Origin of the sequence: Bradyrhizobium algeriense (genome assembly GCF_003062295.1) — a bacterium.
In the GTDB taxonomy this organism is placed as follows: Bacteria; Pseudomonadota; Alphaproteobacteria; order Rhizobiales; family Xanthobacteraceae; genus Bradyrhizobium; species Bradyrhizobium algeriense.
This window is the reverse complement of the sequence record NZ_PYCN01000002.1, coordinates 439336-464280: the sequence shown is the minus strand read 5'-3', so window position 1 is coordinate 464280 and position 24945 is coordinate 439336. Positions and strand designations below refer to the sequence as shown.

19 protein-coding genes are annotated in these 24945 nt (G+C 62.6%); 11 read left to right on the top strand and 8 right to left on the bottom strand.

Annotated features, from left to right (window positions below; genetic code table 11):
* Positions 1 to 83: 83 nt before the first annotated feature.
* Entirely contained in the window at positions 84 to 5369 is a 5286-nt protein-coding gene (locus C7G61_RS06295) for an apolipoprotein A-IV repeat region-like domain-containing protein (protein WP_108513218.1), read from the bottom strand.
* 390 nt (positions 5370 to 5759) lie between these two features.
* On the opposite strand from C7G61_RS06295, the gene C7G61_RS06290 reads away from it, so the two are divergent.
* Together C7G61_RS06290 and C7G61_RS06285 are read left to right on the top strand one after the other, a co-directional pair.
* The gene (locus C7G61_RS06290; RefSeq protein ID WP_108513217.1) at positions 5760 to 6137 is read left to right on the top strand and encodes an Hpt domain-containing protein; all 378 of its coding nucleotides are present in this window, start codon (positions 5760 to 5762) and stop codon (positions 6135 to 6137) included.
* Positions 6138 to 6276: 139 nt separating this feature from the next.
* Entirely contained in the window at positions 6277 to 6597 is a 321-nt protein-coding gene (locus C7G61_RS06285) for a 2Fe-2S iron-sulfur cluster-binding protein (protein ID WP_025588945.1), read from the top strand.
* Positions 6598 to 6804: 207 nt separating this feature from the next.
* On the opposite strand, the gene C7G61_RS06280 is transcribed toward C7G61_RS06285, so the two are convergent.
* Entirely contained in the window at positions 6805 to 7260 is a 456-nt protein-coding gene (locus tag C7G61_RS06280; protein WP_108513216.1) for an acyl-CoA thioesterase, read from the bottom strand.
* A 159-nt stretch (positions 7261 to 7419) separates the two neighbouring features.
* On the opposite strand from C7G61_RS06280, the gene C7G61_RS06275 reads away from it, so the two are divergent.
* Both C7G61_RS06275 and C7G61_RS06270 read left to right on the top strand, forming a co-directional pair.
* Positions 7420 to 8448, top strand: a complete 1029-nt coding sequence (locus C7G61_RS06275; protein ID WP_108513215.1) for an NAD(P)/FAD-dependent oxidoreductase — start codon at positions 7420 to 7422, stop codon at positions 8446 to 8448.
* Between the two features lie 125 nt (positions 8449 to 8573).
* Positions 8574 to 9182 carry a DUF2147 domain-containing protein gene (locus C7G61_RS06270; RefSeq protein WP_108513465.1) on the top strand — a complete coding sequence of 203 codons (609 nt, stop codon included), beginning with the start codon at positions 8574 to 8576 and terminating at the stop codon, positions 9180 to 9182.
* On the opposite strand, the gene C7G61_RS06265 is transcribed toward C7G61_RS06270, so the two are convergent.
* Positions 9179 to 11170 (bottom strand): SGNH/GDSL hydrolase family protein, encoded by a 1992-nt coding sequence (locus C7G61_RS06265; protein ID WP_108513214.1) that lies wholly within the window; start codon positions 11168 to 11170, stop codon positions 9179 to 9181. The two genes, C7G61_RS06270 and C7G61_RS06265, sit on opposite strands and share 4 nt — an antisense overlap.
* 97 nt (positions 11171 to 11267) lie before the next feature.
* Positions 11268 to 12323 (bottom strand): lysylphosphatidylglycerol synthase transmembrane domain-containing protein, encoded by a 1056-nt coding sequence (locus C7G61_RS06260; RefSeq protein ID WP_108513213.1) that lies wholly within the window; start codon positions 12321 to 12323, stop codon positions 11268 to 11270.
* 381 nt (positions 12324 to 12704) lie between these two features.
* Between C7G61_RS06260 and C7G61_RS06255 the strand changes: the two genes are divergently transcribed.
* Positions 12705 to 13211, top strand: coding sequence for a YciE/YciF ferroxidase family protein (locus C7G61_RS06255; protein WP_108513212.1), 507 nt, complete (start codon positions 12705 to 12707; stop codon positions 13209 to 13211).
* 338 nt (positions 13212 to 13549) lie between these two features.
* Positions 13550 to 15952: an EAL domain-containing protein gene (locus C7G61_RS06250; RefSeq protein ID WP_108513211.1), complete on the top strand. Its 2403-nt coding sequence runs from the start codon at positions 13550 to 13552 to the stop codon at positions 15950 to 15952.
* A gap of 812 nt (positions 15953 to 16764) precedes the next feature.
* On the opposite strand, the gene C7G61_RS06240 is transcribed toward C7G61_RS06250, so the two are convergent.
* Positions 16765 to 17238, bottom strand: a complete 474-nt coding sequence (locus C7G61_RS06240; protein WP_108513209.1) for a winged helix-turn-helix transcriptional regulator — start codon at positions 17236 to 17238, stop codon at positions 16765 to 16767.
* Positions 17239 to 17364: 126 nt separating this feature from the next.
* On the opposite strand from C7G61_RS06240, the gene C7G61_RS06235 reads away from it, so the two are divergent.
* Positions 17365 to 18339 (top strand): zinc-dependent alcohol dehydrogenase family protein, encoded by a 975-nt coding sequence (locus C7G61_RS06235; RefSeq protein WP_190241686.1) that lies wholly within the window; start codon positions 17365 to 17367, stop codon positions 18337 to 18339.
* A 30-nt stretch (positions 18340 to 18369) separates the two neighbouring features.
* Here C7G61_RS06235 and C7G61_RS06230 read toward each other — a convergent pair whose 3' ends face one another.
* Complete coding sequence (locus C7G61_RS06230) at positions 18370 to 18804, bottom strand: hypothetical protein (protein WP_108513464.1); 435 nt, start codon at positions 18802 to 18804, stop codon at positions 18370 to 18372.
* A 70-nt stretch (positions 18805 to 18874) separates the two neighbouring features.
* On the opposite strand from C7G61_RS06230, the gene C7G61_RS06225 reads away from it, so the two are divergent.
* Complete coding sequence (locus tag C7G61_RS06225) at positions 18875 to 19480, top strand: hypothetical protein (protein ID WP_244608147.1); 606 nt, start codon at positions 18875 to 18877, stop codon at positions 19478 to 19480.
* A gap of 104 nt (positions 19481 to 19584) precedes the next feature.
* Complete coding sequence (locus tag C7G61_RS06220) at positions 19585 to 20178, top strand: YdcF family protein (protein WP_108513207.1); 594 nt, start codon at positions 19585 to 19587, stop codon at positions 20176 to 20178.
* A 2-nt stretch (positions 20179 to 20180) separates the two neighbouring features.
* On the opposite strand, the gene C7G61_RS06215 is transcribed toward C7G61_RS06220, so the two are convergent.
* Positions 20181 to 21521, bottom strand: coding sequence for an aminotransferase-like domain-containing protein (locus tag C7G61_RS06215; RefSeq protein ID WP_108513206.1), 1341 nt, complete (start codon positions 21519 to 21521; stop codon positions 20181 to 20183).
* 179 nt (positions 21522 to 21700) lie between these two features.
* On the opposite strand from C7G61_RS06215, the gene C7G61_RS06210 reads away from it, so the two are divergent.
* Together C7G61_RS06210 and C7G61_RS06205 are read left to right on the top strand one after the other, a co-directional pair.
* On the top strand, positions 21701 to 21937 hold the full coding sequence (locus tag C7G61_RS06210) for a DUF1127 domain-containing protein (protein ID WP_108513205.1): 237 nt from the start codon (positions 21701 to 21703) through the stop codon (positions 21935 to 21937).
* Positions 21938 to 22560: 623 nt separating this feature from the next.
* On the top strand, positions 22561 to 23670 hold the full coding sequence (locus C7G61_RS06205) for a helix-turn-helix transcriptional regulator (protein ID WP_244608146.1): 1110 nt from the start codon (positions 22561 to 22563) through the stop codon (positions 23668 to 23670).
* A gap of 58 nt (positions 23671 to 23728) precedes the next feature.
* Here C7G61_RS06205 and C7G61_RS06200 read toward each other — a convergent pair whose 3' ends face one another.
* Positions 23729 to 24793, bottom strand: coding sequence for a class I SAM-dependent methyltransferase (locus C7G61_RS06200; protein ID WP_244608145.1), 1065 nt, complete (start codon positions 24791 to 24793; stop codon positions 23729 to 23731).
* Positions 24794 to 24945: the final 152 nt, after the last annotated feature.

Genomic DNA, 24945 nt, shown 5'->3' with positions numbered 1-24945 from the left:
TCTGGCCTCCAAATATTCGAAGCAAAAACGGAGGCGGCGAGGCCTCCGTTTTCCATTCGCTATTCGGCACTCGCCGTTCGCCCTTACCCCAGCCGCCCCGCCGCGTGCGCGAGCAGCGTGTAGACCAGCCCGGTCTCCGAGGTGAGGTGGCCGCGCAGCGCCTGCGGTCCGCGATCCTCGCGCGCGACCTCGTCGAGCAGCCGTTCGAACTCGGCGATATAGCGGTCGACCGTCTGCTTGAAACCACGGTCGGCGCGGTATTTGCGGGCGACTTCGTCGAACGCCTTCTGGCCTGCCGGCGTGTAGAGCCGCTTGCTGAACGCCTTGCTCTCGCCGCGCTGATAGCGGTCCCACATTTCGGAGGCGAGGTTGCGATCCATCAGCCGGCCGATGTCGAGCGACAGCGACTCCAGCGGATTGGCGGGGGTCTGCGGCGCGCGGCCACGGGGTGCCTGTCCCGCGCCGGCGTCGGTGCGGTGGAGCAGGTCGGACAGCCATCCGTCCTGACCGCCTGCCGGCGAGACCGGCGGGGCTTCGGCGCGGCGCGGGGCCGGCACGCCGAGATCCGGCGGGGGCAGCGTCGATGCGCTGCCGGCGTCGCGCATGCGCACCTCGTTGCGGCCGCCGGCGGCGGCCATCGCTACGGGTTCTTCCTGGCGCTGCACGCTGGCACGGCCGGAGGTCACGACGTCGAGGCCGCGGCCATGATGGGCCACGATCCGGTTGAGTTCGGCGAGCGCCTCGATCTGGTCGACGATCACCTTGCGCATCTGCGCGGTGTTGTCGGCCGCCTCCTGCGGCATCTCGAGCACGCCGCGGCGCAGCTCGTTGCGGGTCGCCTCGAGCTCGTTATGCATCTCGGCGGCCATCTGCTTCATGGACTGCACCATCGCACCGAACTTCTCGGTCGATTCCTTGAACATCGCATCCGTCTCATGGTTGCTCTGCTGGTACAGGTCGTTCATCGCATGGAGGGTCTGCTGACGCTCGTTTTCGGCGGCCGCGCGCACCGCTTCGAACTGGCGGCTGATCGCGGCAGAGCCTGCACCCGCGGTTTCCGCGACCACGCGCGCGATATCGCGGGCGCGCTCTTCGGCCGCGGCGAGCGATTCGTCGAGCAGGCCGGTGAAGCGCGACAGCCGCTGGTCGAGGTCGGTGGTGCGCAGGTCGATGGTGGTCACCAGCGATTCAAGCTGCGACTTGCGGTCGGCGACCGAGGTCGAGGTGGTACGGTTGGCCTGTTCGACCACGCCGGCGGCCTCGACCAGCTCCTTGCCGTGCTTCTCGAACTCGCTCGACAGTGAGCCGAGATCCTCCAGCGCCTTCGTGGTCTTGCTGTTGAAGACGGTGAGCTGGTCTTCCAGGGTCTGCGTGGCGATCCCGTTGCGGGCGGTGACGTCGTTCATGGCGGACACGAAGTCGGCCACGCGGGTCACCAGCGCGCGCTCCAGCGAGTTGAGATTGTCGTGGGCGCCGGTCAGCACTTCCTGCAGCAGGATGTTGCCTTCACGCAGCCGTTCGAACAGCGCCACCGTATCGGTGCGCAGGATCTTGCTGGTCTCCTGCATTTCGGTGACGGCGGCGATCGAGACCTGACGCGACTGGTCGATGGCAGAACGCGACGACTGCTCGAGATCCTTCAGCGACTTTGCCACCGCGCCGGTGGCCATGTCGCCCGCGGACGTGATCGTGCGCGCGACTTCCGAGCCGTGGGTCGACATCGATTGCGAGAAGGCCTGGCCGCGGGTCTCGATCGATTTCAGGGCGTCGGCGGTGACGCGGTCGATGTCGGTCGTCAGCTGCGTGGTCCTGGTGCTGAGCGCCTCGACCAGCGAACCGCGGCGGCTGTCGACGATCTGCGCCAGACGGTCGGTCTGCTGCTGAACGTAGGTAACGATTTCGTCGGTCTTGCCGGTCATCGTCGAGCCGAAATTGCTGCTCGCGGCGAGCACCGAGCGCTCGATATCGGCCGAGGTCGATTTGACCTTGGTACTGACCTCGTTGGTGGCGGCGATCAGGGCGCTCTGCGCGTTCTGCGCGGTGGTCTGGATGGTGTCGGTCGTGCTGGCGGTGACGACGCCGAGCGAACGCTCCATGTCGGCGGCGATCGCCTTGATCTGGTTCGCGGCGTCGGCGGAGGTCGCGGAAAGCGAGCTCTGGGCTTCGCGCGCGGTGCCGAGAATGGAGGAGGCGGTTTCGGCACCAACCGCGGTCAGCGTGCGTTCGACATCGATCGCCAGCGACTTGACGTGGTTGGCGGCCTCGGTCGACGCCGTGATCAGCGTGTTCTGCGCTTCGCGCGCGCCCATCGTGATCGACTCGGCGGTAGCGTTGCCGGCCATCGAGAGCGAGCGTTCCACGTCGGCGGCGAGCGACTTGACCTGGCTCGATGCGTCGGCGGACGTGTTCATGAGGGTGCTCTGGGCCTCGCGGGCGCCTGCCGTGATCGCCTCGGCGGTCGCCGTTCCGGCGATCGAGAGCGAACGCTGCACGTCGGCTGCGAGCGACTTGACCTGAGTGGCGGCCTCGGTAGAGGCGGCGACCAGCGTGCTCTGTGCTTCGCGGGCGCCTGCGGTGACGGCCTCGGCGGTCGCAGTTCCTGCGATCGACAGCGAACGCTCGACGTCGGCGGCGAGCGACTTGACGTGGTTTGCCGCGTCTGCGGATGCGGTCACCAGCGTGGTCTGCGCCTCGCGCGCGCCAGCGAGAACCGACGCGGCCGTGGCGTCGCCGGCGGCGGAGAGGGTGCGCTCGACGTCGGCGGCGAGAGATTTGATCTGCGAGGCAGCCTCGGAGGAGGCCGACACCAGCGTGGTCTGGGCTTCCTGGGCGCTGGCGAGGATCGAGGTGGCCGCGCCGGTGCCGACGGCGGCAAGGGAAGCTTCGACCTCGGCCGACGTCAGTTTGAGTTGTGCGCCGACATCGGAGGAAACCGTCAGCAGCGCCTGCTGGGCGGTGCGCGCGCCGGTCTGGATGGTCTCGGCGGTATTGACCACGAGGTTGGTCAGCGAACGCTCGGCGTCCTCGACATGCGACTTGATGCCGGAGGACAACATTTCGGCGCGCGACATCAGATCTTCGCTGGCCTGACGGCCGCTGCTTTCGATCCGGCCGGCCACGGCCTCGATGCGCGAGCCGAGCAGGTCCTCGAATTGCGCAACGCGGGTGTCGATGTCGCCGGCAATGGCGCCGACCCGGGTCTCGATGCCGCTGGCGATGCCGCCGACCCGCGTCTCGAGTCCACTGGCGATGTCGCCAACCCGCGTCTCAATGCCCTGATGAATTTCCTGGAACCGCGCCTGGATGGTGTCGGTCAGATAGGCGCTGCGACCATCGAGGGTTTCGGTGACATTGGCAATACGATGGTCGACCGCTGCAATCGCCTGCGCGGTGCCCTCGGTCAGCGAGGAGGTGAGCAGGCTGAGCCGCTGGTCAATCGACTGGATCGCCTGCGCCGCGCCGTCGGTCAGCGCGCCCGTCAGGGTGCTGAGGCGGTTGTCGATGGTCTCGGTGACGGACTTGGCGCGGCTGTCGAACGTCGTCTCCAGTGATTGCAGACGGCCGTCGACGGTCTCATCGAACCATTTGAGCTTGTTTTCGAGGGAAGTATCGAGGTTGCTGACGCGGGTGCCGAGCGTGGTTTCGAACTGCAGCAGGCGCTGATCGAGCGAAGCGGTGATCTCGCCGCTGTTCGAGACCATGCGGGTGTCGAAAGTGTCGACGTAATTCTTCAGGCTGTCGCTGATCTCCTGGGTGCGCGCGCCCATGCGCTCGACGATCTCGCCGCCGAAGGTTTTGACGGTGCGATCGAACTCGGAGATATGACGGGTGATCAGCGCGCCGAGCGTACCGCTGTCGCGGGCGAACTTTTCCGCAAGCTCGCCGCCCTGGTTCTTCACCAGTTCGTCGAAGGCACTCATCTGCAGCGCGAGGCTGTCGTGGGCGTTTTCGGTCTGGCTGATCACCTTGGCGACCAGCGTGTTCACGGTCACGTCGAGCGCGTCGCTGGCCTTGTCACCGGAGGTGAGGATGCGGCTCGCGAGGCGGTTGCCGGCATCGTCGATCTTGCTGACGAGATCGCCCGAGCGCAGTTCGAGTTCGAGCAGCAGCGAGTCGGAGGAGTTCTTCAGGGAGTCGTGGACCTGCTCGGTGCGGTCGGAGATGCCGTCGACGATGGTCGAGGAGCGCTGCTCGAATTCGCCGGTGATGCGGTCGATGCGTTCGTTCAGCATCTCATGGACGCGATCGGCGAGATCGACGAACTCGTCATGGACGTGGCCGGTCTTGAAGTTGAGGCTGGTGGTCAGCCGCTCGGAGGCGTCGAGCACGGCGCGCGTGGTCTCGGCGCTGGCTTCCTCGAGGCGGTCGAGCAGGTCGCCGCCGCGCTCGCCGAGCGCGAGGATCATGTTGTCGCCGGCATGGCTCAGCGCGCTCGTGATGTGCTGGCCGCGCTCTTCCAGCGCGCCGGTGATGCTTTTCGCGACCTCGTCGACGCGCGAGGCGATGGCGTCCGAGATCAGCGCGATATCGTGGCGCAGGTCGATCTGGACGCCGGAAATGGCGCTGCGAACCTGCTCGGCCTGGCCGACCAGATTGTCGCGCTGATGGGCGATATCCTGCAGCAGTGCGCGAATCCGCACCTCGTTGTCACTATAGGCGCGCTCGAGGGCCGCGACTTCATTGGCGACGAGCGTTTCCAGTTCGCCGGCGCGCGCGATCGCGCGCTCGACGCCATCGCCCATCGCGGCGACTTCGCGGCGAATCGCTTGCCCTACGGTCACCATCGAATCGGCGGCGGCTCCCTCGGGCTCGGAGAAGCGGATCGCGACCTGCGCCATCGACTGCGCAATCATCCGCATTTCCTGGCCGCGCCACGCGAGGCTGGCGAGGAAATAGAACAACAGCACCGGCGCAAAGAACAACGCGGCAAGGCCGGCCAGCACCAGCACGCCGCCGCTCTGCCCGATCGCCGCCTGCAGCGCGGGCAGGAAGCTGACGGTCAGCAGGCCGCAACCGATCACCCAGACTCCGCCAAACACGGAGGCGAGCGTGTAGACGCTGCGGGCGGGGCTGCCCTTCTGGATCGCCTGCAGAATCTGTCCGATGGTTTCGCGATCGTCATTGGCGGCGCGACGGGGGCTGCGCGGCTCCTCGATCGGATCGAACCCCGGACGCTCGGCGCTTCCGCGCGTGTCAAAAGACATATCGGAATAGGGCGGCGGGGCCGACGGACCGGTCTGAGGGGCGAGCTCGTTGCCGAGCGAATTTCGGCTGGTGTCGACGGTCGTATCGCTGATGTTGAGCGCTTCCTGAATGGCGGAGAGCGCGACTTCAGTGGGATCTTTGACCTTCTTGGGATTGTTCGCCATGTTCAGTCTGAGCCCTCTAACTTTTATGCACCCAGCCGTTCTTGCAAAAAGCCCCCGCAAGCTCGAAGCCGGATTCATAACCCCCGCGGACCGCAAGCCCGCCCGCCGGCAGCTTGTCCGCATACATCCGCAAACATCCTATTGGTTGAGCGATACGAATGAAATGGCCGCGATTAAGACATTGTTAATCATCGTTAACAGCTTTGTTCCTTAAGGCCTTAAGGATGCACAAATTTCTGGAACCGGATCGTCGATCGAGGCGGATTGTCGGCTAAAACAAGGCTAAGTTGGGGCGAATTCCGGGAACGTTCCGTTAACCGTTGCTGTGGTTGGCTGACCGGGATGCCCCTCCCGAGAATCAGTGCGGCGGGGCGATCCGGACTTTAGGCCATGCCGCTTCATCTCGAACGGATAGAATGGATGCCATCGCCACCGCTGGCTCCTGGCGACGGGCCGATTGATTTCGACCATCTGCGACGCATGACGCTCGGCGACGCTGCCATCGAGCAGGAGGTGTTGACGATGTTCTCGGCCCAATCGGCAACCCTTATGCACACGCTCGCTGCCATACCTGCGGATGCCAGCGCGCTGGCGCACACGCTCAAAGGGTCGGCCCGCGCGATCGGCGCCTTTGCGGTTGCCGATGCCGCAGCCCGGCTGGAGGCGGCCATCGCCAGAGGCTTCGATGCGTCCGCTGCGCTCGCCGAGCTCGGCGAGGCGGTTGCAGAGGCGAGGGCAGCGATCGAGGCGGTTCTGCGCCGTTCCTGAGCGGAAAGCGGTCCGTATCGGCCAAAATCCCGGTAAAATGCTGCCTTAAGGTTTTCGTCCCGACCGCTGGCGCTGTGCGGATCGACCCGTTATACGACTGCCGGGACCTTCCTTACATATTCCGGCAGCACGAGCGATCATGGCCAAAATCCACTTTGTCGACCATACCGGCGAAAAACGAACCATTGAAGTCGAGAACGGCGCGACCGTGATGGAAGCCGCGATCCGCAACGCCATTCCTGGCATCGAAGCCGAATGCGGCGGCGCCTGTGCCTGCGCGACCTGCCACGTCTATGTCGACGAAGCCTGGCGCGAGAAGGTCGGCGCTCCGACCCCGATGGAAGAAGACATGCTGGATTTTGGTTTCGACGTGCGGCCGAACTCGCGCCTGTCGTGCCAGATCAAGGTGAGCGACGACCTCGACGGCCTCGTGGTGTCGACGCCGGAACGGCAGGCCTGAAGTCCGCAAAACATTCAGCGCGATCCGGCGTTGGCCGTGTCGGCGAGATGGTCGTCGACCGCATAGACTCATTGCATCGATCGCCGCACGCAAATCGCTCACCGACTCGCGCGCCGATCGCAGATAGTCGCGTCGGTTACAATGGCGCGGCCGCGGCAGGCTGCATCGCGATGCAGACGATCAGTGTCGCCAACATCGCCGCGCGCGTCATGCAGGTTCTGCTCCGCGGCGAATCCAGCGCTGAAAATTCGCCAGGATATCCGGCGTCAATGGCTTAGGCTTGCGCGTGGCTTCGTCGAGCAGCACCGATACCGACTGCGCTGACGCTACGCATTTGCCTTCGGAGAACACCACCTGATCGAAGGTGACGGAAGTCCGGCCGAACTTCACGACGCCAAGTCCCATTTCGATCGTACCGGGCCAGCGCAATTCGGCGCGGAAATGCATGTCGAGGCGGACCATGATCCAGGTGACGCCCTCCGGCATCAGCCCGTAGCTGCGGTCCTTCATCAGCGTGACGCGGCCGGTTTCGAAATAGGTGGCGTAAACCGCGTTGTTGACGTGCTGGTTGGGATCGAGGTCGGCAAATCTCACGTTGTCCGACAGGCGATAGGGAAAATCCTCCAGGCGCGGGGTCGCGTCGGGACGCAAGGGGGCGTTCACGGGGCCATCTCCGAAAATCTCGTTCCCTTACAGCCCACTTGTCGAATGACGGCAAGGGGTTGCCGCCATCACGAACGCCATATTATGGCTTTCCTGTCAGCCCCGGGTTGGCTAGACAGGTGCGGCCTTCCCGCCAGGTTCGAACGAAAAGAAGCTGATATGAGCGAAGCGATCAAAACCGATGTGCTGATTATTGGTGCGGGTCCGTGCGGCCTGTTCGCCGTCTTCGAACTGGGCCTGTTGGACATGAAGGCGCATGTGGTCGACATCCTCGACAAGATCGGCGGCCAGTGCGCCGAGCTCTATCCGGAAAAACCGATCTACGACATTCCCGGCATTCCCTTTGTCACCGGCCAGGGCCTGACGGAGGCGCTGCTCGAACAGATCAAGCCGTTTCATCCGACCTTCCATCTCAACGAGATGGTGGAGACGATCGAGAAGATCGGCGATCCCGGATTCCGCGTGACGACCGATGCCGGCAAGGTGTTCGAGTGCAAGGTGGTGGTGATATCAGCGGGCGGCGGCTCGTTCCAGCCGAAGCGTCCGCCGGTGCCGGGCATCGAGGCCTATGAAGGCAGCTCGGTGTTCTATGCCGTGCGCAAGATGGAGCAGTTCCGCGACAAGAGCATCCTGATCGTCGGCGGCGGCGATTCCGCGCTCGACTGGACGCTCAACCTGCATCCGATCGCCAAGCGCGTGACGCTTCTGCACCGGCGCGACGATTTCCGCGCCGCGCCCCACAGCGTCGAGCAGATGCGCGCGCTGGTGGCTGGCGGAAAGATGGATCTGAAGATCGGTCAGGTGACGTCGCTGGAAGGCGAGGGCGGCAAGCTGTCCGCCGCGATGATGAAGGGCAACGACAACGCGATCTCGAAGATCGACTGCGATACGATGCTGCCGTTCTTCGGGCTGACCATGAAGCTCGGCCCGGTGGCGAACTGGGGCGTCGCGCTCGAGAACAATCTGGTGCCGGTCGACACCGCGGCGTTCGAGACCAATGTTCCCGGTATCTTCGCGATCGGCGACATCAACACCTATCCCGGCAAGCTCAAGTTGATCCTGTCCGGCTTCCACGAAGGTGCGCTGATGGCGCAGAAGGCGCACCGCTACGTCTATCCAGACAAGCGGCTGGTGTTCCAGTACACCACCTCGTCGTCGAGCCTGCAGAAGAAGCTCGGGGTCAACTGATTCCCAAAAAATGACAGTTGGGCCCGCGGTGCTTTGCCGGGGCGCGCGGCGATCGTTACTGGTACCGTCCGCGAAATGGCCTTAGTCTGCGGCCATTCGTTTAGGGGATTGATCAGGTGATGACGATGCGCAAGCTGGCCGGATTTCAACTGATACTTCCGATCGTGTTCGGGCTCGCGTTTGCCGGTGAACTCGCCGCGCAGCCGGCGGAACTTTCGGCTGCCGGGCTGTGGGAGAAGGTCGAGAAGGGCAAGCCGGTCGGATGGTTCCTCGTCGTAGACCGCAATGGCGCCTTCGAGGGCGTGTTCGCCAAGCTCTTTTCCGAACCCGGCGATGCTCCCAATCCCACTTGCTCGAAATGCACTGACGATCGCAAGGATGCGCCGTGGCTCGGACTCTCGTTCATCCGGGACATGAAGCGTGACGGATTGAAATACGAGAACGGCAACGTGCTCGATCCGCGCGATGGCAAGATCTACAAAGCCAAGATGACGCTCAGTCCCGATGGGCAGACGTTGACGATGCGCGGCTATCTCGGCATTTCGCTGCTAGGCAGGGATGAGGTATGGACCCGCCTGCCTGATACGGCGCTGGCGCAGGTCGATCCCGCGATCATCGCAAAATATCTGCCGGCGCAGGCCGCGGCGATGAAGCCGCCTGCCGGTGCCGCAAAGGCCCCCGCAGCGCCCAAGAAGACCACTGCGCCGGCACCAGTTCCTGCACCTGCGCGTTAGTTCAATCCGCCGGTTCTGCCTGGTGGTCGCGGCGCGCCCGGCGCAACCGGTATCGATGGCGCCGGCTGCGACGTGACTTCAGGCACCCCAGTGTCGAGCTGCAGCACGGCGGCAGCGGCCGGCACGGCGGCATCGGCCATCGCGGCGTGGCCTTCGGCGCTCGGATGCACCGCGCCGCCATAGACCGCCGACAGCACGCCCCAGGTTGCGTCATGGATATCGGAGGGCTGCTGCGATGTCGGCAGGCCTTGCGGGTAGGTCATCGCTGCGAAGTAGCTGTCATTGGCATCGCGGATCCAGCGCGCGCGCGGCAGATAGGCGCGGTACTCGCCGGCGCTGCGGCCGCACAGCATCGGCTGGCTGGCGGCCGAGACGATATCGGGATCGAAGCTGTCGCCGGTCGCCGAGAAGCACTGGCGGTCGAATTCGGGATCGCTTTCGGCGCGTGCGCAGAAGCCGTGGTTGGCAAAGCTGGTCTGATGGTTGTCGACGAAGGTCATGCGGTCGGTGCGCGGATTGCGGCACAGGATGCCGCCCTCGCACAGCGCCAGCCCTCTCAACTGCGGCAGGAATTCGCTTTCGACGAAGTTCGATACGGCGGCCAGCCGCTGCGGCTGGGCGTTGAAGGAGGGATGAATGTCGAAGCCGGCGCGTCCGCCGGGGCAGGGCGTGCCGCCATTCGTCAGCGTCGGATTGGCGTAGGAGGTGTAGACCACGCGCGACAGGTCGCCGCCGACCAGCGGCTTCAGCGCCTCGCGCAGTTTTGCAAATCCCTGCGGCAGGTCGCGCGTCATCGCACTGCGTGCGTCGTCCACCGAGGCCATCACGCCGCTGCGCCGAAACAGCACGCGTTCGGTCGCCGTATCCACAATCACGTCGGCGACGAGGCCGGAGAAATAGATGTCGTTGGCCCCGACCGACAGCAGCACCAGGTCGAGGTTGCGATCCGGTTGCCGGCGTTTCGCGGCGCTGAGGGCTTCGCGCAGTTCGGCCAGTTGCCCGTTGACGGTGCCTTGGCACGCACCGCCCGATTTCGACGGCAGGCAGTCGCGGGCGCGTTGCGAACCGAACAGCCCGTCGGAAATGGTGGCGCCGGTGCAGGCCAGCGGCAGATAGGTCACCGCGATGTGCGGATATCGCACGGCGAGCGCCAGTGCGGTCCGGGTCTGATAGCTGTAGAGCGAACGGTGGCAGGCGGGATTGAACCAGAGCGCGCTCTGGCGCTGCCAGACCGGCAGCGTGTCGGGCGCCTCGCAGGCGCGTCCGCCTTTATAGCCCGCGCGGCTCGGCCGGTAATATTGCGCGGCTGCCGTTCCGAGATAAGAGCGGAAGCAAAAGCCTTCATCGGCCAGCGCAACCGGCCGGTCCGGATTGCCCTCGCCGGAGGCGACGCTGTCGCCGAGGCCGGCGATAAAGATGTCGCGCACCGCGATCTCGGTGAACACGCGCTGACTGCCATCCGAGCTGGACACGTCGGCGGTCACCACCGTGGTGCGGCCGTAGCGGACCCGGAGATTGACCGGTTCGGCGCAGTCGAAGGTGGAGGTTTGCGGGCCGTCGCCATCGTCGACCGTCCAGGCGCAGGTGGCGCCGACCGGCACCGGGCCGGTCAGCCGGATCACGACCGGATGATCGATCGGGGTCAGATAGCTTTCCTTGACGTTGTCGCGCGTGCAGGGCTCGTTGACGCGGCCGGCGAGATCGATGCAGAGCCTGTTCACCGTGTTGCGCGCCCAGCCGCGGCCGTCGCTCTGGATCTCCAGCACCTGCTCCGAAGCCAGCACGCTGCGGCCGCGGCCGCTTTCGGCGTGCAGCAGGAAATCCCGCTCCTCGCGGAACAGGCGGAAGCGGTTGCGCACCTCCCAGGAAATCTGCAGCGGCCCATGGCCGCCCGCGGTCTGGGCGTCCGCAGCCGACGTGAAGATGCCGGCCAGCGCGCCGGCAACCAGCGCGACCGACAGCATTGAACGTAGGAGGATTCCAGCCATGGCGTCGTTTGACGTTAGCGGTAAGGCAGAAATAAGAGAATGAGGCGGCTCTGCGTCAAAAGACCAGACGGCGCAGATAACGACGCCGTTACCGGCCTCAGGATTGCCGGCCCTTGATCGGTGGTCGCACCCGGGCCTTGGCCGTGCAGGCTTCGCCGAGCCGGCGCCGTTCAAGCCAGGGTTGCAGCACACTGAGCCAGAGTTCGCGTGTGCCCATGATCCAGATCGAGATGCCGAAGGGGATCAGGAAGTACAAGATTCGGAACACCACCAGCGTCGCCAGCAACTGTTCCTTGCCGAACTGCGGCAGCGCCACCAGCATTGCGGCGTCGAACACGCCGATGCTGCCCGGGGCATGGCTGGCAAAGCCGAGCAGTGTTGCCAGGATGAACACCACCGCCAGCGAAACGAAGTCGATATGCGGCTCGGTCGGCATCAACAGATACATTGCCAGCGCGCAGAAGCCGAGATCGACGACGCCGATCAGCACTTGCAGCAGCGTCAGCCGTGCCGAGGGCAACACCACCTTCCAGCCGTTCTGCCCGAGTTCGCGGCGGGTCTCGCCCGTCAGCAGCCAGACGAAATAGGCGGCGATGCCGGCGAGGCAGCCGAGCGCGATCAGCCGGTTCATCGCCGGCGGCAGCAGGTCCATTGCCGTTGCCGCCTCAGGATGCCATGCCATGCCCACACCGAGCACGAACAGATTGCCGAGCCAGAAGGTGAGGCCCGAGAGAAAGCAGATTTTTGCGACATCGATCGCGGTCAGGCCATAGTCGGAATAGATCCGGAACCGGATCGCGCCGCCCGTGAAGACGGTGGCGCCGATGTTGTGGCCGATGGTGTAGCTGGTGAAGCTCGACATTGCAGCGATGCGATAGGGGACATGCGTCTTGCCAATGGTTCGCAACGCGAAGAAATCATAGAAGGTCAGCGTGCAAAACGCGCCGACCACGCACAGCGCGGCCAGCGCGATCCGATGCGGGGCAATGTCGGTGAGCGCAGTCAGGATAACCCCGGTGTCGACCCCCTTCAGGGTTTGAACCAGATGGGTGATCGCAAGACCGATGATGAGGAGACTCGCAGCGATCCCCAGCCGTTTCCAGCCGATCTTCTCCTTGAAGCCACGCCCGAGCGCGGTCAGCAGCCGATGCATTCATCCTCCCGGCGGGGGCAATACGTAAAGATGGACCTGTCACGACGCGTGACAGTCGACGGTCAGAGGCACCGTTCGCGCAACCCATAAGCCAAAACCGGGCCGTTGTGCAGCCCTTGACAAGCATGCCTTTTGGCTTCGTTCGCCGTCCTTGTCATACGCCCTACATATGTCGCCGCATTAACGATTTTGAGTCGCATCGAGGTCCGTTCCGCGTGCTCTTTTTGCCGTTCCGTCCGTTCCATCACGGCGTTTTCGAGGCCTTCAGGAACGTCCTTTTCGCGAGCCGGTTAGCTCCCCGTCAGCATCGAACATGAATAGCGCGCGTCCGGCCGGGAAAAGGCCTGCGCCTGCATGTTCCCCAAACGAAGGATAACCACAATGGGACTCTTCACCAGAGACATCCAGACCATGAACGACCTGTTCGTGCATCAATTGCAGGACATCTATTACGCCGAGAAACAACTCGTGAAGGCGCTGCCGAAGATGGCGGAAAAAGCGACCGACAAGCAGCTTAAACAGGGCTTTTTGACCCATCTCGACGAAACCAAGACGCATGTGCAGCGCCTCGAGGAGGTATTCCGCATGCACGGCGCCGAGGTGAAGGCGGTCGATTGCCCGGCGATCGACGGTATCATCGAGGAAGCCGACGACGTCGCGAGCGAGATCGCTGACAAGGCTGTGCTGGACGCAGCCCTGATCAACGCCGCGCAGGCCGCCGAGCACTATGAGATCACCCGCTACGGCAGCCTCATCGCCTGGGCGCGGCAGCTTGGACGCACCGATTGCGCCAGCATTCTGCAGAAGACGCTCGATGAGGAAAAGACGGTCGACAAGAAGCTGACCTCGCTGGCGGAAGGCAAGGTCAACCTGCGGGCCGCAAGCTGATTTCCTCGCGCAGTTGAGGCAAAACGCCGCGCCGGGAGCAATTCTCGCGCGGCGTTTTCGCGAGCGGAGACCGGCATCGCAGCCATACTTCGATTATTGGCGAAACGTTTGGTTGAAACGGACGCATTTGCAGACCGGATTCGTGAAATGAACTCGCCGTTACTAAAGGTGCTCCGGAGCCGTCCAGGTATGGTTGGCTAACCTGAACTTAACCATCGGCGGCGGGTACTTCCGGTGAATTTTCAAAACGTTGTTCACCATCCGCGCAACTGAGCTGCGGCGGGTTACCTCAAATATACGAATGGAACCGCAATTACAGGCCACTGGGGAGTCTGTAAATGTACCGCGTTCTAACCTGTCTCACTACCGAGCATGACTGGCGTCTGGTCGTATTGGCAGGCAGCATTTGCTGGCTCGCCAGCGCCGTCGCCATCAGCCTGTTTCATCGGGCCAGGGCGTCAAGCGGCCGAACGCGCGCGGTTTGGATCGGCCTCGATGCGGCTGTCGGCGGCTGCGGAATCTGGGCCACCCATTTCGTCGCGATGCTGGCGTACGATCCAGGTGCGAACGCCGGATACAGCATACCCATCACCTCGTTGTCGCTGGTCTTCGCGATAACCATCGTCGCCATCGGCCTTTGCATTGCATTGTCCAGTGCGCGCCGATCGGTGATTGCGCTTGGCGGCGCCGTCATTGGCGGCGGTGTCGCAGCGATGCACTATACCGGCATGGCGGCGCTCGAGCTTCCGGCGTTCATCGTGTGGTCGCCCGGCATCGTTGCGGCCTCGATTGTGTTTGGCAGCCTGTTTGCGGCCATGGCGCTTCTTGTCGCCGTGCGTCGCGACAATCCCGTTCACACCGTGGCCGCCACCGGGCTGCTGACGGTTGCGATCGTTTCGCATCATTTCACGGCGATGGGCGCCGTCACGCTTGTTCCCGACCCGACGCTTGGTAGCGACGGGCTGTCGATTTCTCCGACCGCGCTTTCGTTCCTGACGGCGGTCGCGGCTTTCGCCATCCTCGGTCTATCGCTGCTGGCGTCCATGATCGACCGCCGCGCGAAGAGCGAACTCCATCAGCAGAAAGTCCTGCTCGACACCGCGCTCGACAACATGTCGCAGGGACTTTCCATGTTCGATGCGGACGGCCGCATCCTCCTGTACAACGATCGCTATGCCGAAATGATGGGACGGACCGGTATAGACCTTCAGGGTCGTTTGCTGCTCGATGTGCTTCGGCAGCAGAAGGCGCTCGGCCGCTGGGATGGCGATCCGGATCAGTTCGTCGCCAGCGTAATCGCCGAGGCCAGGGCCGGCAACAGCGTGACCAGGACGGTGAGCCGCAACGGACGTTCGATCCGCGTCGTCGATCAGCCGATGAAGGGCGGCGGATGGGTCGCCACCTTCGAGGACATCACCGAATGGCAGGCAGTCCAGGAACAGATCTCGCATATGGCGCGGCATGACGCGCTGACCAATCTGCCGAACCGGACGCTGTTCCGCGAACAGCTCGAAAAGGCCTTGCGGCTCGTCAGGCGCAGCGATCAGCTTGCGGTGCTGTGTCTCGATCTCGATCACTTCAAGGACATCAATGATTCGCTTGGCCATCCGGTCGGCGACGCGCTGCTGAGAGAGGTTGCACGGCGTCTCGGCGAATGCGTGACGGAGCACGACACGGTGGCGCGGCTCGGCGGCGACGAATTCGCGATCGTGCAGTTCTGCAGCGATTGCGAGCCGTCCGCCGTCGCCATGCTCGCCAGCCACGTGGTCGAGAAGGTTTCCGCGCCCTACGAGATCGCCGGTCACCAGCTCGTCATCGGCGTCAGCATCGGCATTTCGCTGGCGCCGGAGGACGGCAAGAATCCCGACGAGCTCCTCAAGAAGGCCGATCTTGCGCTCTACCGCGCCAAGGAGGACGGCCGCGGCACTTACCGCTTCTTTGAGACCGGAATGGACGCGCGCGCGCAGGCGCGGCGGCTGCTGGAACTCGACTTGCGCGCGGCGCTGAAGCGCGGAGAGTTCGAGGTCTATTACCAGCCGATCCGCGACGTTGCCAAAGACGTGGTGGTTGCCTTCGAAGCCCTGGTGCGATGGAATCATTCGCTGCGCGGCATGATCTCTCCGGTCAATTTCATTCCGCTGGCGGAGGAAACCGGCCTGATCGTTCCGCTCGGCGATTGGGTGTTGCGCCAGGCTTGCATGGACGCGGCCGGCTGGTCGCAGGATGTCGGCGTCGCCGTCAATCTCTCGCCGGTGCAATTCAAGAATCTCAACCTGGTGGCGTCGGTGAAGGATGCATTGAGTGCTTCTGGCCTTCCGGCGCATCGGCTCGAACTGGAAATTACCGAATCGGTGCTACTGCAGAACACCGAGGCAACGCTTTCGGTTCTGCATGAGCTTCGCGGCTTCGGCGTCAAGATTTCGCTGGACGATTTCGGAACCGGATATTCGTCGCTAAGCTATTTGCGCAGCTTTCCGTTTGACAAGATCAAGATCGACCGCTCGTTTGTCAGCGAACTGGCAACGCGCGAAGATTCCATGGCGATCGTCCGTGCGGTGACCGGCCTCGGCAAGAGCCTCGGCATCGTCACCACGGCCGAAGGCGTCGAGACCGATGCGCAATTCGATCTCCTTCGCCAGGAGGGGTGCACGCAGGCGCAAGGCTATCTGTTCAGCCGCCCGCGTCCCGCCGCTGACGTGGAGAACATGCTGATACAGCCGCGGCAGCGCTTGATCGCCTAGAGCTTCGGTTCAGAACCGAAGCTCTAGATTTTTGTTTTGACGCGATTTCTACCGCAGATAAGTCTACGCAATCTGCGCAAGCTTGATTGCTATGCGAACCGGTATCCACTTCGCTCGAAAACGCTATGGCCTAGGGCACCCGATCTTGGCGTCTGGATTCTCCTTCAATATGTACTTCGCGAAATCCGCCCCTGAGGGCTCTCAGCCCATGGTCCACGGAAAATGCTGCGGGTCATTCTATTTTGAGGTGCCGGAGGAGACCGAGGTCTGCGGGACTTTCTTGCTGTCATATTTCTGAATGGCGGCATTTGATGGCATGTCCAGCGGCTGACATCAAACCACACGCGCGTCATGGTGTTGTTCAACAGCCCCTGTTCAGGCAACGCCGTCATAAGAAATGACACAGCGCTGTCCAGCAACCGCACGTACATGAGCAAGGTGAAGAGGGGCGATACCTGGGTCGGGCTGGAAATTATGGTCAAGCTGGGGGCGAGCCTGATGCTGCTAAGCATCGGGCCAGGGCGAGATGGCAACGTCGATCATGCGATCGATCGCTTTTGCATCCATACCTGCTTGTGGGAAGTTTCGCACGGCTTGGAGGAGCGTCAGATAATGCAAAGGCGAGTCCTTGCAACGCCGGTGCTGGCTGGCAGTTCGCCCGCCGTGATGGTGCACTCGCGTTCCAAAAGGAATGTTTCCGGGCGGATACGCGCGATTCCTGTGCGGCCCTTGCGTGCCTTGATCGTATACGGCACGCGAAGCCTGTTGTCTTACCCGACGAGCGTACTAATTCGATTCACAAACACGTGTGATTACTTCCGCACTACTGGTCGCACCCGCTCTACTGGGACATGGTCGCCGTTCTTACTGACGACCTTCAGAAACACTTCTTCCTGAGTCGCTTTGTCGATCATGCGGGAAGATCCTTTGCCGAGATGCTCATCTCCCCATTGGCTCAATGCCATCAGCACAGTGAATAATTTGATGCCGGCTTTGGTGAGCTCGTATTGGTAGCGCTTTCTCGCCCCCGCCTCCTTGTAAGGTGTTTTTTTAAAGATGCCGCACTCAACAAGCTTTTCTAGGCGCTCAGACAGTACCGCTCTTGGTACGCCCAGAAACCTTTGAAAGTCCTGGAATCGGCGAACGCCCCATGAGGCTTCGCGCAAGATCAACAAGGTCCAGGTTTCACCAACAATGTCGAGCGTTCGCTTGATGGAGCAGTTGTTTTTTAGCTCCAAGATTAAGCGAAGGTCCAGCTCGGGCGAATGCGCTTTTTCTGAGTTCATTTTTCATACACAGGTTGACGTTAATCACAGTTCGTTATATGAACTTAGCATGGTTTGGCGTCGAGCGGTCAGGGAACCGTAAGATTACTTGGCGGAATGAGCCATACAGCTCTCGCGGAGGGGACAATGAAGTTTTTGCAAATGTCTAAGTTTGGCAAACCCACAGAGGTGGTTGAAGTTGTCGAAAGCGATCCACCCCCACCGCCGGCAGCAAATGAAGCCACGGTCGCGGTCGAATACTCAGCGATCGGTCTCGCTGAACTTCTGATGATCCGTGGCATGTATGCGATCAGGCCACAGCCGCCGGCGCCGCTCGGGAACGAAGCTATTGGACGCGTTGTCGCCGTAGGAGCCTCGGTTAAAAATGTAAAGACTGGCGATCGTGTCGCCATTCCGATCGGGCTTCCCGTGTGGAGACAGGCCATCACGGTCGCGGCCGCCGATCTCATCGTCTTGTCCGAGCAAGCCGATCCCCAACAGATGTCAATGCTTCGGATCAATCCGCTGACAGCGGCATTGCTCCTAACCGAGTATGTGGAACTCGGCAAGGACGACTGGGTCATCCAGAACGCCGGCAATTCCGGTGTGGGACGCAGCGTCATTGCGTTTGCACAAGAGTTCGGACTGCGCTCGGTAAGCCTCGTGCGCAGACCCGAGCTGGTGGATGAGCTGAAGTCAGCCGGAGCTGACGTCGTCCTTGTCGATGGACCCGACGTTGTGAAGCAAGTCGCAGCGGCGACCGGCAAGGCTAAAATCAAGCTGGGCATTGACGGCGTGGGTGGCGACTCCTCGCACTCGGTAGCGTCTTGCCTAACGTCGAACGCCAAGATGGTCGTCTATGGCGGCGTCAGCGGAAAGCCCGCGGCCATGAGTCCTCTGAACATCATTTTCAAGCAGCTGACCCTGGAAGGGTTTTGGCTGGGATTTCCGCGCTTTCGAGATGCACACGAAAAGCTTGCGGCTCATACGCGGACAGCCGAGCGACTGATCGCCGAAGGCAAACTGCACGTTCCGGTCGCCGGCGTTTATTCGCTCGAGCAGGCAACTGAGGCCATGGCGCATGCGCAAAAAGGCGGGAAGGTCCTTCTGAAACCCAACTAATGGATAATCAACGGTCAGGCGCCCTGAACTCTAGGCCTTGCGCAGCGCGAAATGCGCGCCGCAGAACGCCATTGCCGCACCGAGGCATAAGGCCGCAAGGCCCGCCAGCACGCCTGATATGGTCGGGACGGGGCTCGGCGCCGAGGCGGCCTGTCCAGCGCCGGCGAGGATCAACACGCCGACCACGATCAGGAACTGGCGCATCCGCTGTGGAATTTGGCCCGAGGCCGCGCTGTGCATCAGGTTGGCGGTGAAATAGCCGCCGGAAAAGCCGACGGTCGCGATCAGCCACCAGGCGATCGCCGCACCCGCGGGCATGAATTCGCTGGTATCGGACCGCCACAAGCCGCCGAGATCGAGCCCGTAACGCGCGCCCAGCATGTGGACGGCCAGCGCCAGCAGCACTCCGGAAACAATCGCACCGGCCAGGATCAGGCGGCGCGGAAAATAAGTCGTCTCGGCCATGGCCCGCTTGTAAGGTAAAGCCGGCTCGCCGCGCAAGCAGGCGGCTTCAAACGACACGGGATATTTTGGATTGCCGACATCACTGCCGAACCAGGCCGGGGAAGGCGAGGGCGCGCGCACGATCAGCTACGTCTACAAGGCGTCGCTGATCTCGTCGGCGTATCAATTCGAACTGACGGATGCCGGATTGTCGTGGCGGATCGGCCGCCGGTCCGGCGTGTGGCCCTATGCCGATATTGCCTCCATCCGTCTGTCGTACCGGCCGATGTCGATGCAGTCCCGCCGCTTTCGCGCCGATATCGAAAAAGCCGGCGGTGGACGGATCGCCATCCTTTCGACGACCTGGCAGACCGTCTCGTTGATGACGCCGCAGGACCAGGGCTACCGCGTCTTCATCACCGAGCTGCACCGAAGGATGAAGGCGGCAGGCAGCAACGCTTCCCTGACCGGCGGTATCGGGACGATGACCTATGCCACGGCGGTTGTGATGCTGGCGCTGCTGGCCATCGCCATGGTCGGGCTTCTCGTCCGGGCGCTTGCGACTTCCGAATTCACCGGCGCGTTGTTTCTTGTCGGCATGGCGATCTGGTTTGCCTGGACCATCGGCGGCTTTATCAAGCGCAACCGGCCGCGCAGGTATTCGTTCGACGCGTTGCCTGAGACACTGCTGCCGTAACAGGCTTGGCAATCAAACGACACGAAATGTGATTTCGCGAAGCACCGCAGGGCACGGCACTCTGTGCGGCGTTGCTGATAGCAGCTGATGACCGTGCAACGACGATGCGATCGCCGACGGAAGCCGAGATTGCCGCGATCAATGCACAGCATCTGATCGAGACGCCGCTACGGCCGGCCGACCTGCTGTTCGTGTTCGGCACCCGCGAAGATGTCGACGCGCGCGTCGATGAAGCCTGCCGGCTGTGGCGCGAAGGGTTTTTTCGCTGGGCGATCGTGAGCGGCGGCGTGACGCCGGGATCTGAGCGTTCGGAATGCGAGATCATTGCCGGTGCAATGATCGCGCGCGGTGTTCCGGCCGATATCATCCTGAGAGAGGATTGCGCGATGAACACCGGCGAGAACGTGATCTTCTCGCTGCCGATCATCGACCGCGCGCTCGGGCTCGCCAGCATCCGCAGCGTGATCTGTCTCGGCAACACCTGGACGGCGCGCCGCTATCCGATGACGCTGCACCGGCACTGGCCGGAAGTGGAGAAGATGCTGGTCATGGTCGACAGTTTCAAAACGCCGCGGGCGCTGTGGCACACCGACGCCGAATTCTCGCGCCGCATGCTCCATGAGTGGGACAAGATCGAGCCGTACAAGGCGAGGGGCTTTATCGCGGAGTGGCCGGCGCGTGAAACGCGCGACCGGTAACTCTACTCGGTCGTATCGACGTCTTCTTTCGCCGTCAGCATTCCCGAGAGCGTGCGTAGCGCCAGATCGAGTTGTTCGGTGCTGGGGGCGCCAAGCGCCAGGCGGACGGCGTTGGGGGCATGGCCGGGGCTCACGGCGAAGGTGGTCGAAGGGGTCAATGCGATGTCGCGCCGGGCCGCGGCCGCGACGAATGTCTGCGAGCGCCAATGCTGGGGCAATGTCAGCCAGAGATGGTAGGATTTGGCGTTGGCCTGGATTTCGAAGCCGGCGAGGTATTTCGCGGCCATCTGCTGGCGCCGTGCGGCATCGATCCGTTTCAGGCGTGACAGTTCGGCGACCGTGCCATCAGCCATCAGCCGTTGTCCGGCGGCAAAGGCAAATCCGGAAGCCGTCCATCCGCCCGAGCGAACCGCGGCCATGATGCGCTCGCGCAGGCGCGGCGGCGAAACGATGAAGCCGAGCGCAAGGCCGGGCGCCACCTTCTTCGACAGGCTGTCGAGCGTGATGCAGCTATCCGGCGCGAGCGCGGCCATCGGCGTTTCTTCATCGAGGAAGCCATAGACCGTGTCCTCGATGATTGTGAGGCCGAGCTTCTCGACGACGCGCAGCAAATCGGCCCGGCGCGCCGGCGGCATGGTCATGCCGAGCGGATTTTGTATCGTCGGCTGAACGTACAGCGCCGACAAATGCGCTTCCCGGTGCGCCTTCGCCACCGCGTCCGGGCGAATGCCGTGCTCGTCCATCGCAAGCGGCACCAGCGTGACGCCTAACCTCGCCGCGATGTCCTTGATGAAGGGATAGGTCAGCGCTTCGACGCCGCAACGGCCGCCGCTCGGCACCATCGCCGCCAGCGCGGCGGCGATGCATTGCCTTCCGTTTGCGGTGAAGACGAGTTGATCGGCGGCCGGCGTCCAGTCCTCGTGGGAGAGAAACTCGGCGGAAATGGTTCGTGCCGCCTGCGTGCCTGTCGTGGTCGAGTGGCGCAACGCGAGATCGAGCACTTCGGGACGTTCCAGCCCCGCAAGGCTCCTTGCGATCATCACCGACTGCGTCGGCAGGATCGGATAGTTCACTTCGAGATCGATGCGCGCGCCGCGCGGCTCGGTCGGCATGGCGATGCCGCGGCGCGTCTCGCCCGAAACAAACGTGCCGCGCCCGACTTCGCCGACCACGAGGCCGCGGCGCAGCAGCTCGGTGTAGACGCGGCTCGCGGTCGAGACCGCGATCTTCCGCTCATAGGCGAAGCTGCGCTGCGGCGGCAGGCGGTCGCCGGGCTTGAGCCCGCCATTGGCGATCTCGGCGGCGACGGTATCGGCAAGCTTCAGGTACTCGAATTTTGACATAATTGCACCGAGAGCAATGTTTTCCTTGCACCGAGTAGTGTATCGGATCATTTTGGAACCATCAAGCCAGAGATTGCACTGAGAGGGGTGCAAACAATCGGTCCATTAAGGTGCAAGCGCTCTCGCAAGCGTTTGCGCCGGCGGCAGCGGCTTGCCGCGTGAAAGCAAGGAGAAGTGCGATGACCACGATCTATTCGACGGCAGCCCAGCCTGCGCCCCGGAGCTCGGCGGGCGGATTCTTCCATCTGCTCGGAAGCTGGGTAAACGGCATCGTCACCTATTTTGCGCGCCGCCAGGCCATCCAGACGCTGAGCGAACTGGACGATCGCGCCCTCCGCGACATCGGCATCGAACGCAGCCGGATTGAATCGGCCGTGCGCGGCACCGTCGATCCGGATTACGGGCGCATCATGTGAAGCGTCTGAATTGATCGCTACGTAAATCAAACGGCCCGGTCGATCGACCGGGCCGAAATTTTTTGTCGGGTCACATACCGCGCACGCGCGATCGCGCAGCGTGGCCAAAATAGCTCACTACCCGGAATAGAAAGTAAGCGGTTGTCATCTCCTAGGTTCGTAGGACGCGGATTCGGGCGCGATCGGTACGTGAACGATCAGCGCATAAGCGAACGAATCTGGAGATGAAGATGAGATTGTTGGCCCAACGCCACTGTAAGCTGCGACACGCCATCGGGCTGGCGGCATCCTCCGATCGGAGGATGCGCCATTTCGTCTGACCGATTATGGCGTGACGAGGGGCCGTCTGGATTGCATGGTCCTGAAATATGCTTCGCAGTGCGAACCGGACGCGCGGTGTCCTTCGCGCGCAGTTGGCGGCACCGTCACATTTTATTCCTTCTTCCTTGCACGAATTTAATCAACCTAAGTTGATCCGAAGGTACCGCGACTAGACCGAAGAACCGTGCAATGTCCGGTTTTTGCAATCTCCGGGGGAGGCCTGTTTAATGAATGCTGCGTCACATCGGCGACCCGTCTTTGAGCCCAGCGCGTCTGCAGTCAGTCGCAATGATCCGCAACATTTGAGCGATTTGATCAGCGTCATCTACGACGCCGCCATCGATCGAAGCTTTTGGGAGACCGCTATCGAAAGGGTCACACATTTCGTGGGCGGCACCGGGGCCGGGCTTTACTGCAAGGATGTCGACGCGCAGTACGGCGTGACGGCGCACAGCTTCGGCATTGTTCGGCCCATACCGGTCGAATTGTTTCGACAAATGTACCCAGTCGCGGTGAGGCACTTTCTTGCAGAGATTGATCAACCGGTCGCGACCGCCGATCTGATACCCTACAATGAATTCACCCAAACTGGACTTTATCGGGAATGGGCGCGGCCACAGGGCCTGATCGACTTCGTCAGCACAGTCCTGGACAAATCGACGACAAGCGTGGCGGTGTTCGGAGTCTTCCGCCATGAGCGCAACGGCTTCGTTGACAAGGAAACGCGCGATCGTATGCGGTTGATCGTACCGCATATTCGCCGCGCGGTCATGATTGCCAAAATGTTCGATCTGAAGCTTGCGGAGACCGGGACTATCGCGGATACCCTCGATGGGCTCAGCGCCGGCCTCTATCTGGTCGATCCGACGGGGCGCATCGTTCACGCCAACCTGGCCGGGAATGCCATTCTGGAGGCGGGTGACATTTTCCATGCCGCCGGTGGGCGGCTCGTAGCCCGCGGTACCGAGGCTAACCAGACTCTGCGAGAAGTGTTTGCGGCCGCTGGCGAAGGCGACACGGCCCTTGGCACAAAGGGGATCGCGGTGCCGCTGATCGGGGAGAGCGGCGAGCATTATGTCGCCCATGTCTTGCCGTTGACCTCAGGAGCGCGGCGACGTGCCGGCCTGGCCTACACAGCCGCGGCGGCACTGTTCGTTCGCAAGACAACCCTGGCGCCGTCTCGCTCCGACGTCATCGGCATTGCATTCAAGTTGACGCCGACCGAGCTGCGTGTGCTGCTCGCCATCGTCGAAATAGGCGGCGTTCCCGAAGTCGCCGCGGCGCTCGGCGTCGCAGATACGACGGTCAAGACGCATCTCGGCCACGTGTTCGAAAAGACCGGCGCCAGGCGTCAAGCCGACCTCGTCAAGCTCGTCGCGGGATACGCGACGCCGCTGACCGATTATTCCTGATGACAACAGGCGAGCATCGAAAAAGGCTCGGTGCTCGCCTGGGGAATAACCAGAGACTCTAGGCCCGGACAGTAACCCGCAGGAAGGTCGCCGGAATCGAGGTGGCATCCTTGCTTGGGCTCTTGTTGTGGCTGTTGAACAGAACTTCCAGTTCGCCCTGGAGATCGCCGGCGCGGTCGTTCTTTTCTGCGGCTTCGAATGCATTCATGGTCGGCCCGTAATATTTTCTGAAGATATTGACGAGCTCTGACGGCGGGCCGGCAAGGTTGAAAATGTAGGTGTCTCTGACGAGCGATATCCTCTCTTTTGGAATCCCCGCGCCTTCAAATCGCTCGATCACGTTGCTGTCGACGCCCCACATCATTGGACTAATGAAGCCTTCCGGCGGCGGCGGCGAGTACGATGAGCTGATTTTCAGGATTTGTGCGACCAATGTTGGATCGCCCGGAATCCAGTTTCCCATGACGATCCGGCCGCCGGGCCGGGTCACGCGCACCATCTCCTTGGCGACGTCAAACGGCTTCGGCGCAAACATGGCGCCAAACATGCTCACGACGAGGTCGAAAGCATGATCTTCAAGCTCATGCAAATTGGACGCATCGCCTTCCTGAAACCTGCAATTGATGAGGCGCTGGTCCTTCGCCCGCTTGTTGCCGGCCTCAACCAGGTTCCTCGCGATATCGACGCCCAACACGTCCGCTCCGCGCTTCGCCAGCGGTAATGCCGTCGTTCCATCGCCGCATCCAAGATCCAGGACCTTGAGCCCCTTCGTGATTCCGAGTGTCTCGACGAGCGTCTCTCCGCTCTCGCGCATACCCTCCGCAATGCGGGTAAAGTCGCCTTTTTCCCAAAGTGCTTGGTTTGGATTCATTTGGAGTGCTTCCTTTGATGCTAATGGCCGCTGCATGCGCCCTGTCCGGTTCATGAGCCATTTTCCTTGATCGGCAATCATCTGAACGGGTGAGGACGGCGTACCGGCCATGTACGAGCGCGTGCTCCACCGCAGCCTGTTTTGAAGAAACTCGCTTTGCGTCGGCAGATCACGTGTCGCCGAATTGCACACCAGTCGCCGACAATGGATGACCAGTTCATCGTAGTCCGCATCGCCGTCGTCCCCGTCCAAGTTTTCACGTCATCGCCGCCCTTAGGGTATGCGCACAACGAATCCGAACGCCGCGTGTGCGTTGTCGCCTCCTGCGTTCGGAGGAAGCAAGCCGTGTTGCGGGTGGGTACGGTGGATGAGTCGAAGCGCCGATCTGGCGATTTGGCGGGATC

What these genes read in the sequence shown, in the direction of transcription:
- C7G61_RS06295 (WP_108513218.1), bottom strand. Translation starts at nt 5,369, where the DNA reads ATGGCGAACAATCCCAAGAAGGTCAAAGATCCCACTGAAGTCGCGCTC.
- C7G61_RS06290 (WP_108513217.1), top strand. Translation starts at nt 5,760, where the DNA reads ATGCCGCTTCATCTCGAACGGATAGAATGGATGCCATCGCCACCGCTG.
- C7G61_RS06285 (WP_025588945.1), top strand. Translation starts at nt 6,277, where the DNA reads ATGGCCAAAATCCACTTTGTCGACCATACCGGCGAAAAACGAACCATT.
- C7G61_RS06275 (WP_108513215.1), top strand. Translation starts at nt 7,420, where the DNA reads ATGAGCGAAGCGATCAAAACCGATGTGCTGATTATTGGTGCGGGTCCG.
- C7G61_RS06270 (WP_108513465.1), top strand. Translation starts at nt 8,574, where the DNA reads ATGCGCAAGCTGGCCGGATTTCAACTGATACTTCCGATCGTGTTCGGG.
- C7G61_RS06265 (WP_108513214.1), bottom strand. Translation starts at nt 11,170, where the DNA reads ATGGCTGGAATCCTCCTACGTTCAATGCTGTCGGTCGCGCTGGTTGCC.
- C7G61_RS06260 (WP_108513213.1), bottom strand. Translation starts at nt 12,323, where the DNA reads ATGCATCGGCTGCTGACCGCGCTCGGGCGTGGCTTCAAGGAGAAGATC.
- C7G61_RS06255 (WP_108513212.1), top strand. Translation starts at nt 12,705, where the DNA reads ATGGGACTCTTCACCAGAGACATCCAGACCATGAACGACCTGTTCGTG.
- C7G61_RS06250 (WP_108513211.1), top strand. Translation starts at nt 13,550, where the DNA reads ATGTACCGCGTTCTAACCTGTCTCACTACCGAGCATGACTGGCGTCTG.
- C7G61_RS06240 (WP_108513209.1), bottom strand. Translation starts at nt 17,238, where the DNA reads ATGAACTCAGAAAAAGCGCATTCGCCCGAGCTGGACCTTCGCTTAATC.
- C7G61_RS06235 (WP_190241686.1), top strand. Translation starts at nt 17,365, where the DNA reads ATGAAGTTTTTGCAAATGTCTAAGTTTGGCAAACCCACAGAGGTGGTT.
- C7G61_RS06230 (WP_108513464.1), bottom strand. Translation starts at nt 18,804, where the DNA reads ATGGCCGAGACGACTTATTTTCCGCGCCGCCTGATCCTGGCCGGTGCG.
- C7G61_RS06220 (WP_108513207.1), top strand. Translation starts at nt 19,585, where the DNA reads ATGCGATCGCCGACGGAAGCCGAGATTGCCGCGATCAATGCACAGCAT.
- C7G61_RS06215 (WP_108513206.1), bottom strand. Translation starts at nt 21,521, where the DNA reads ATGTCAAAATTCGAGTACCTGAAGCTTGCCGATACCGTCGCCGCCGAG.
- C7G61_RS06210 (WP_108513205.1), top strand. Translation starts at nt 21,701, where the DNA reads ATGACCACGATCTATTCGACGGCAGCCCAGCCTGCGCCCCGGAGCTCG.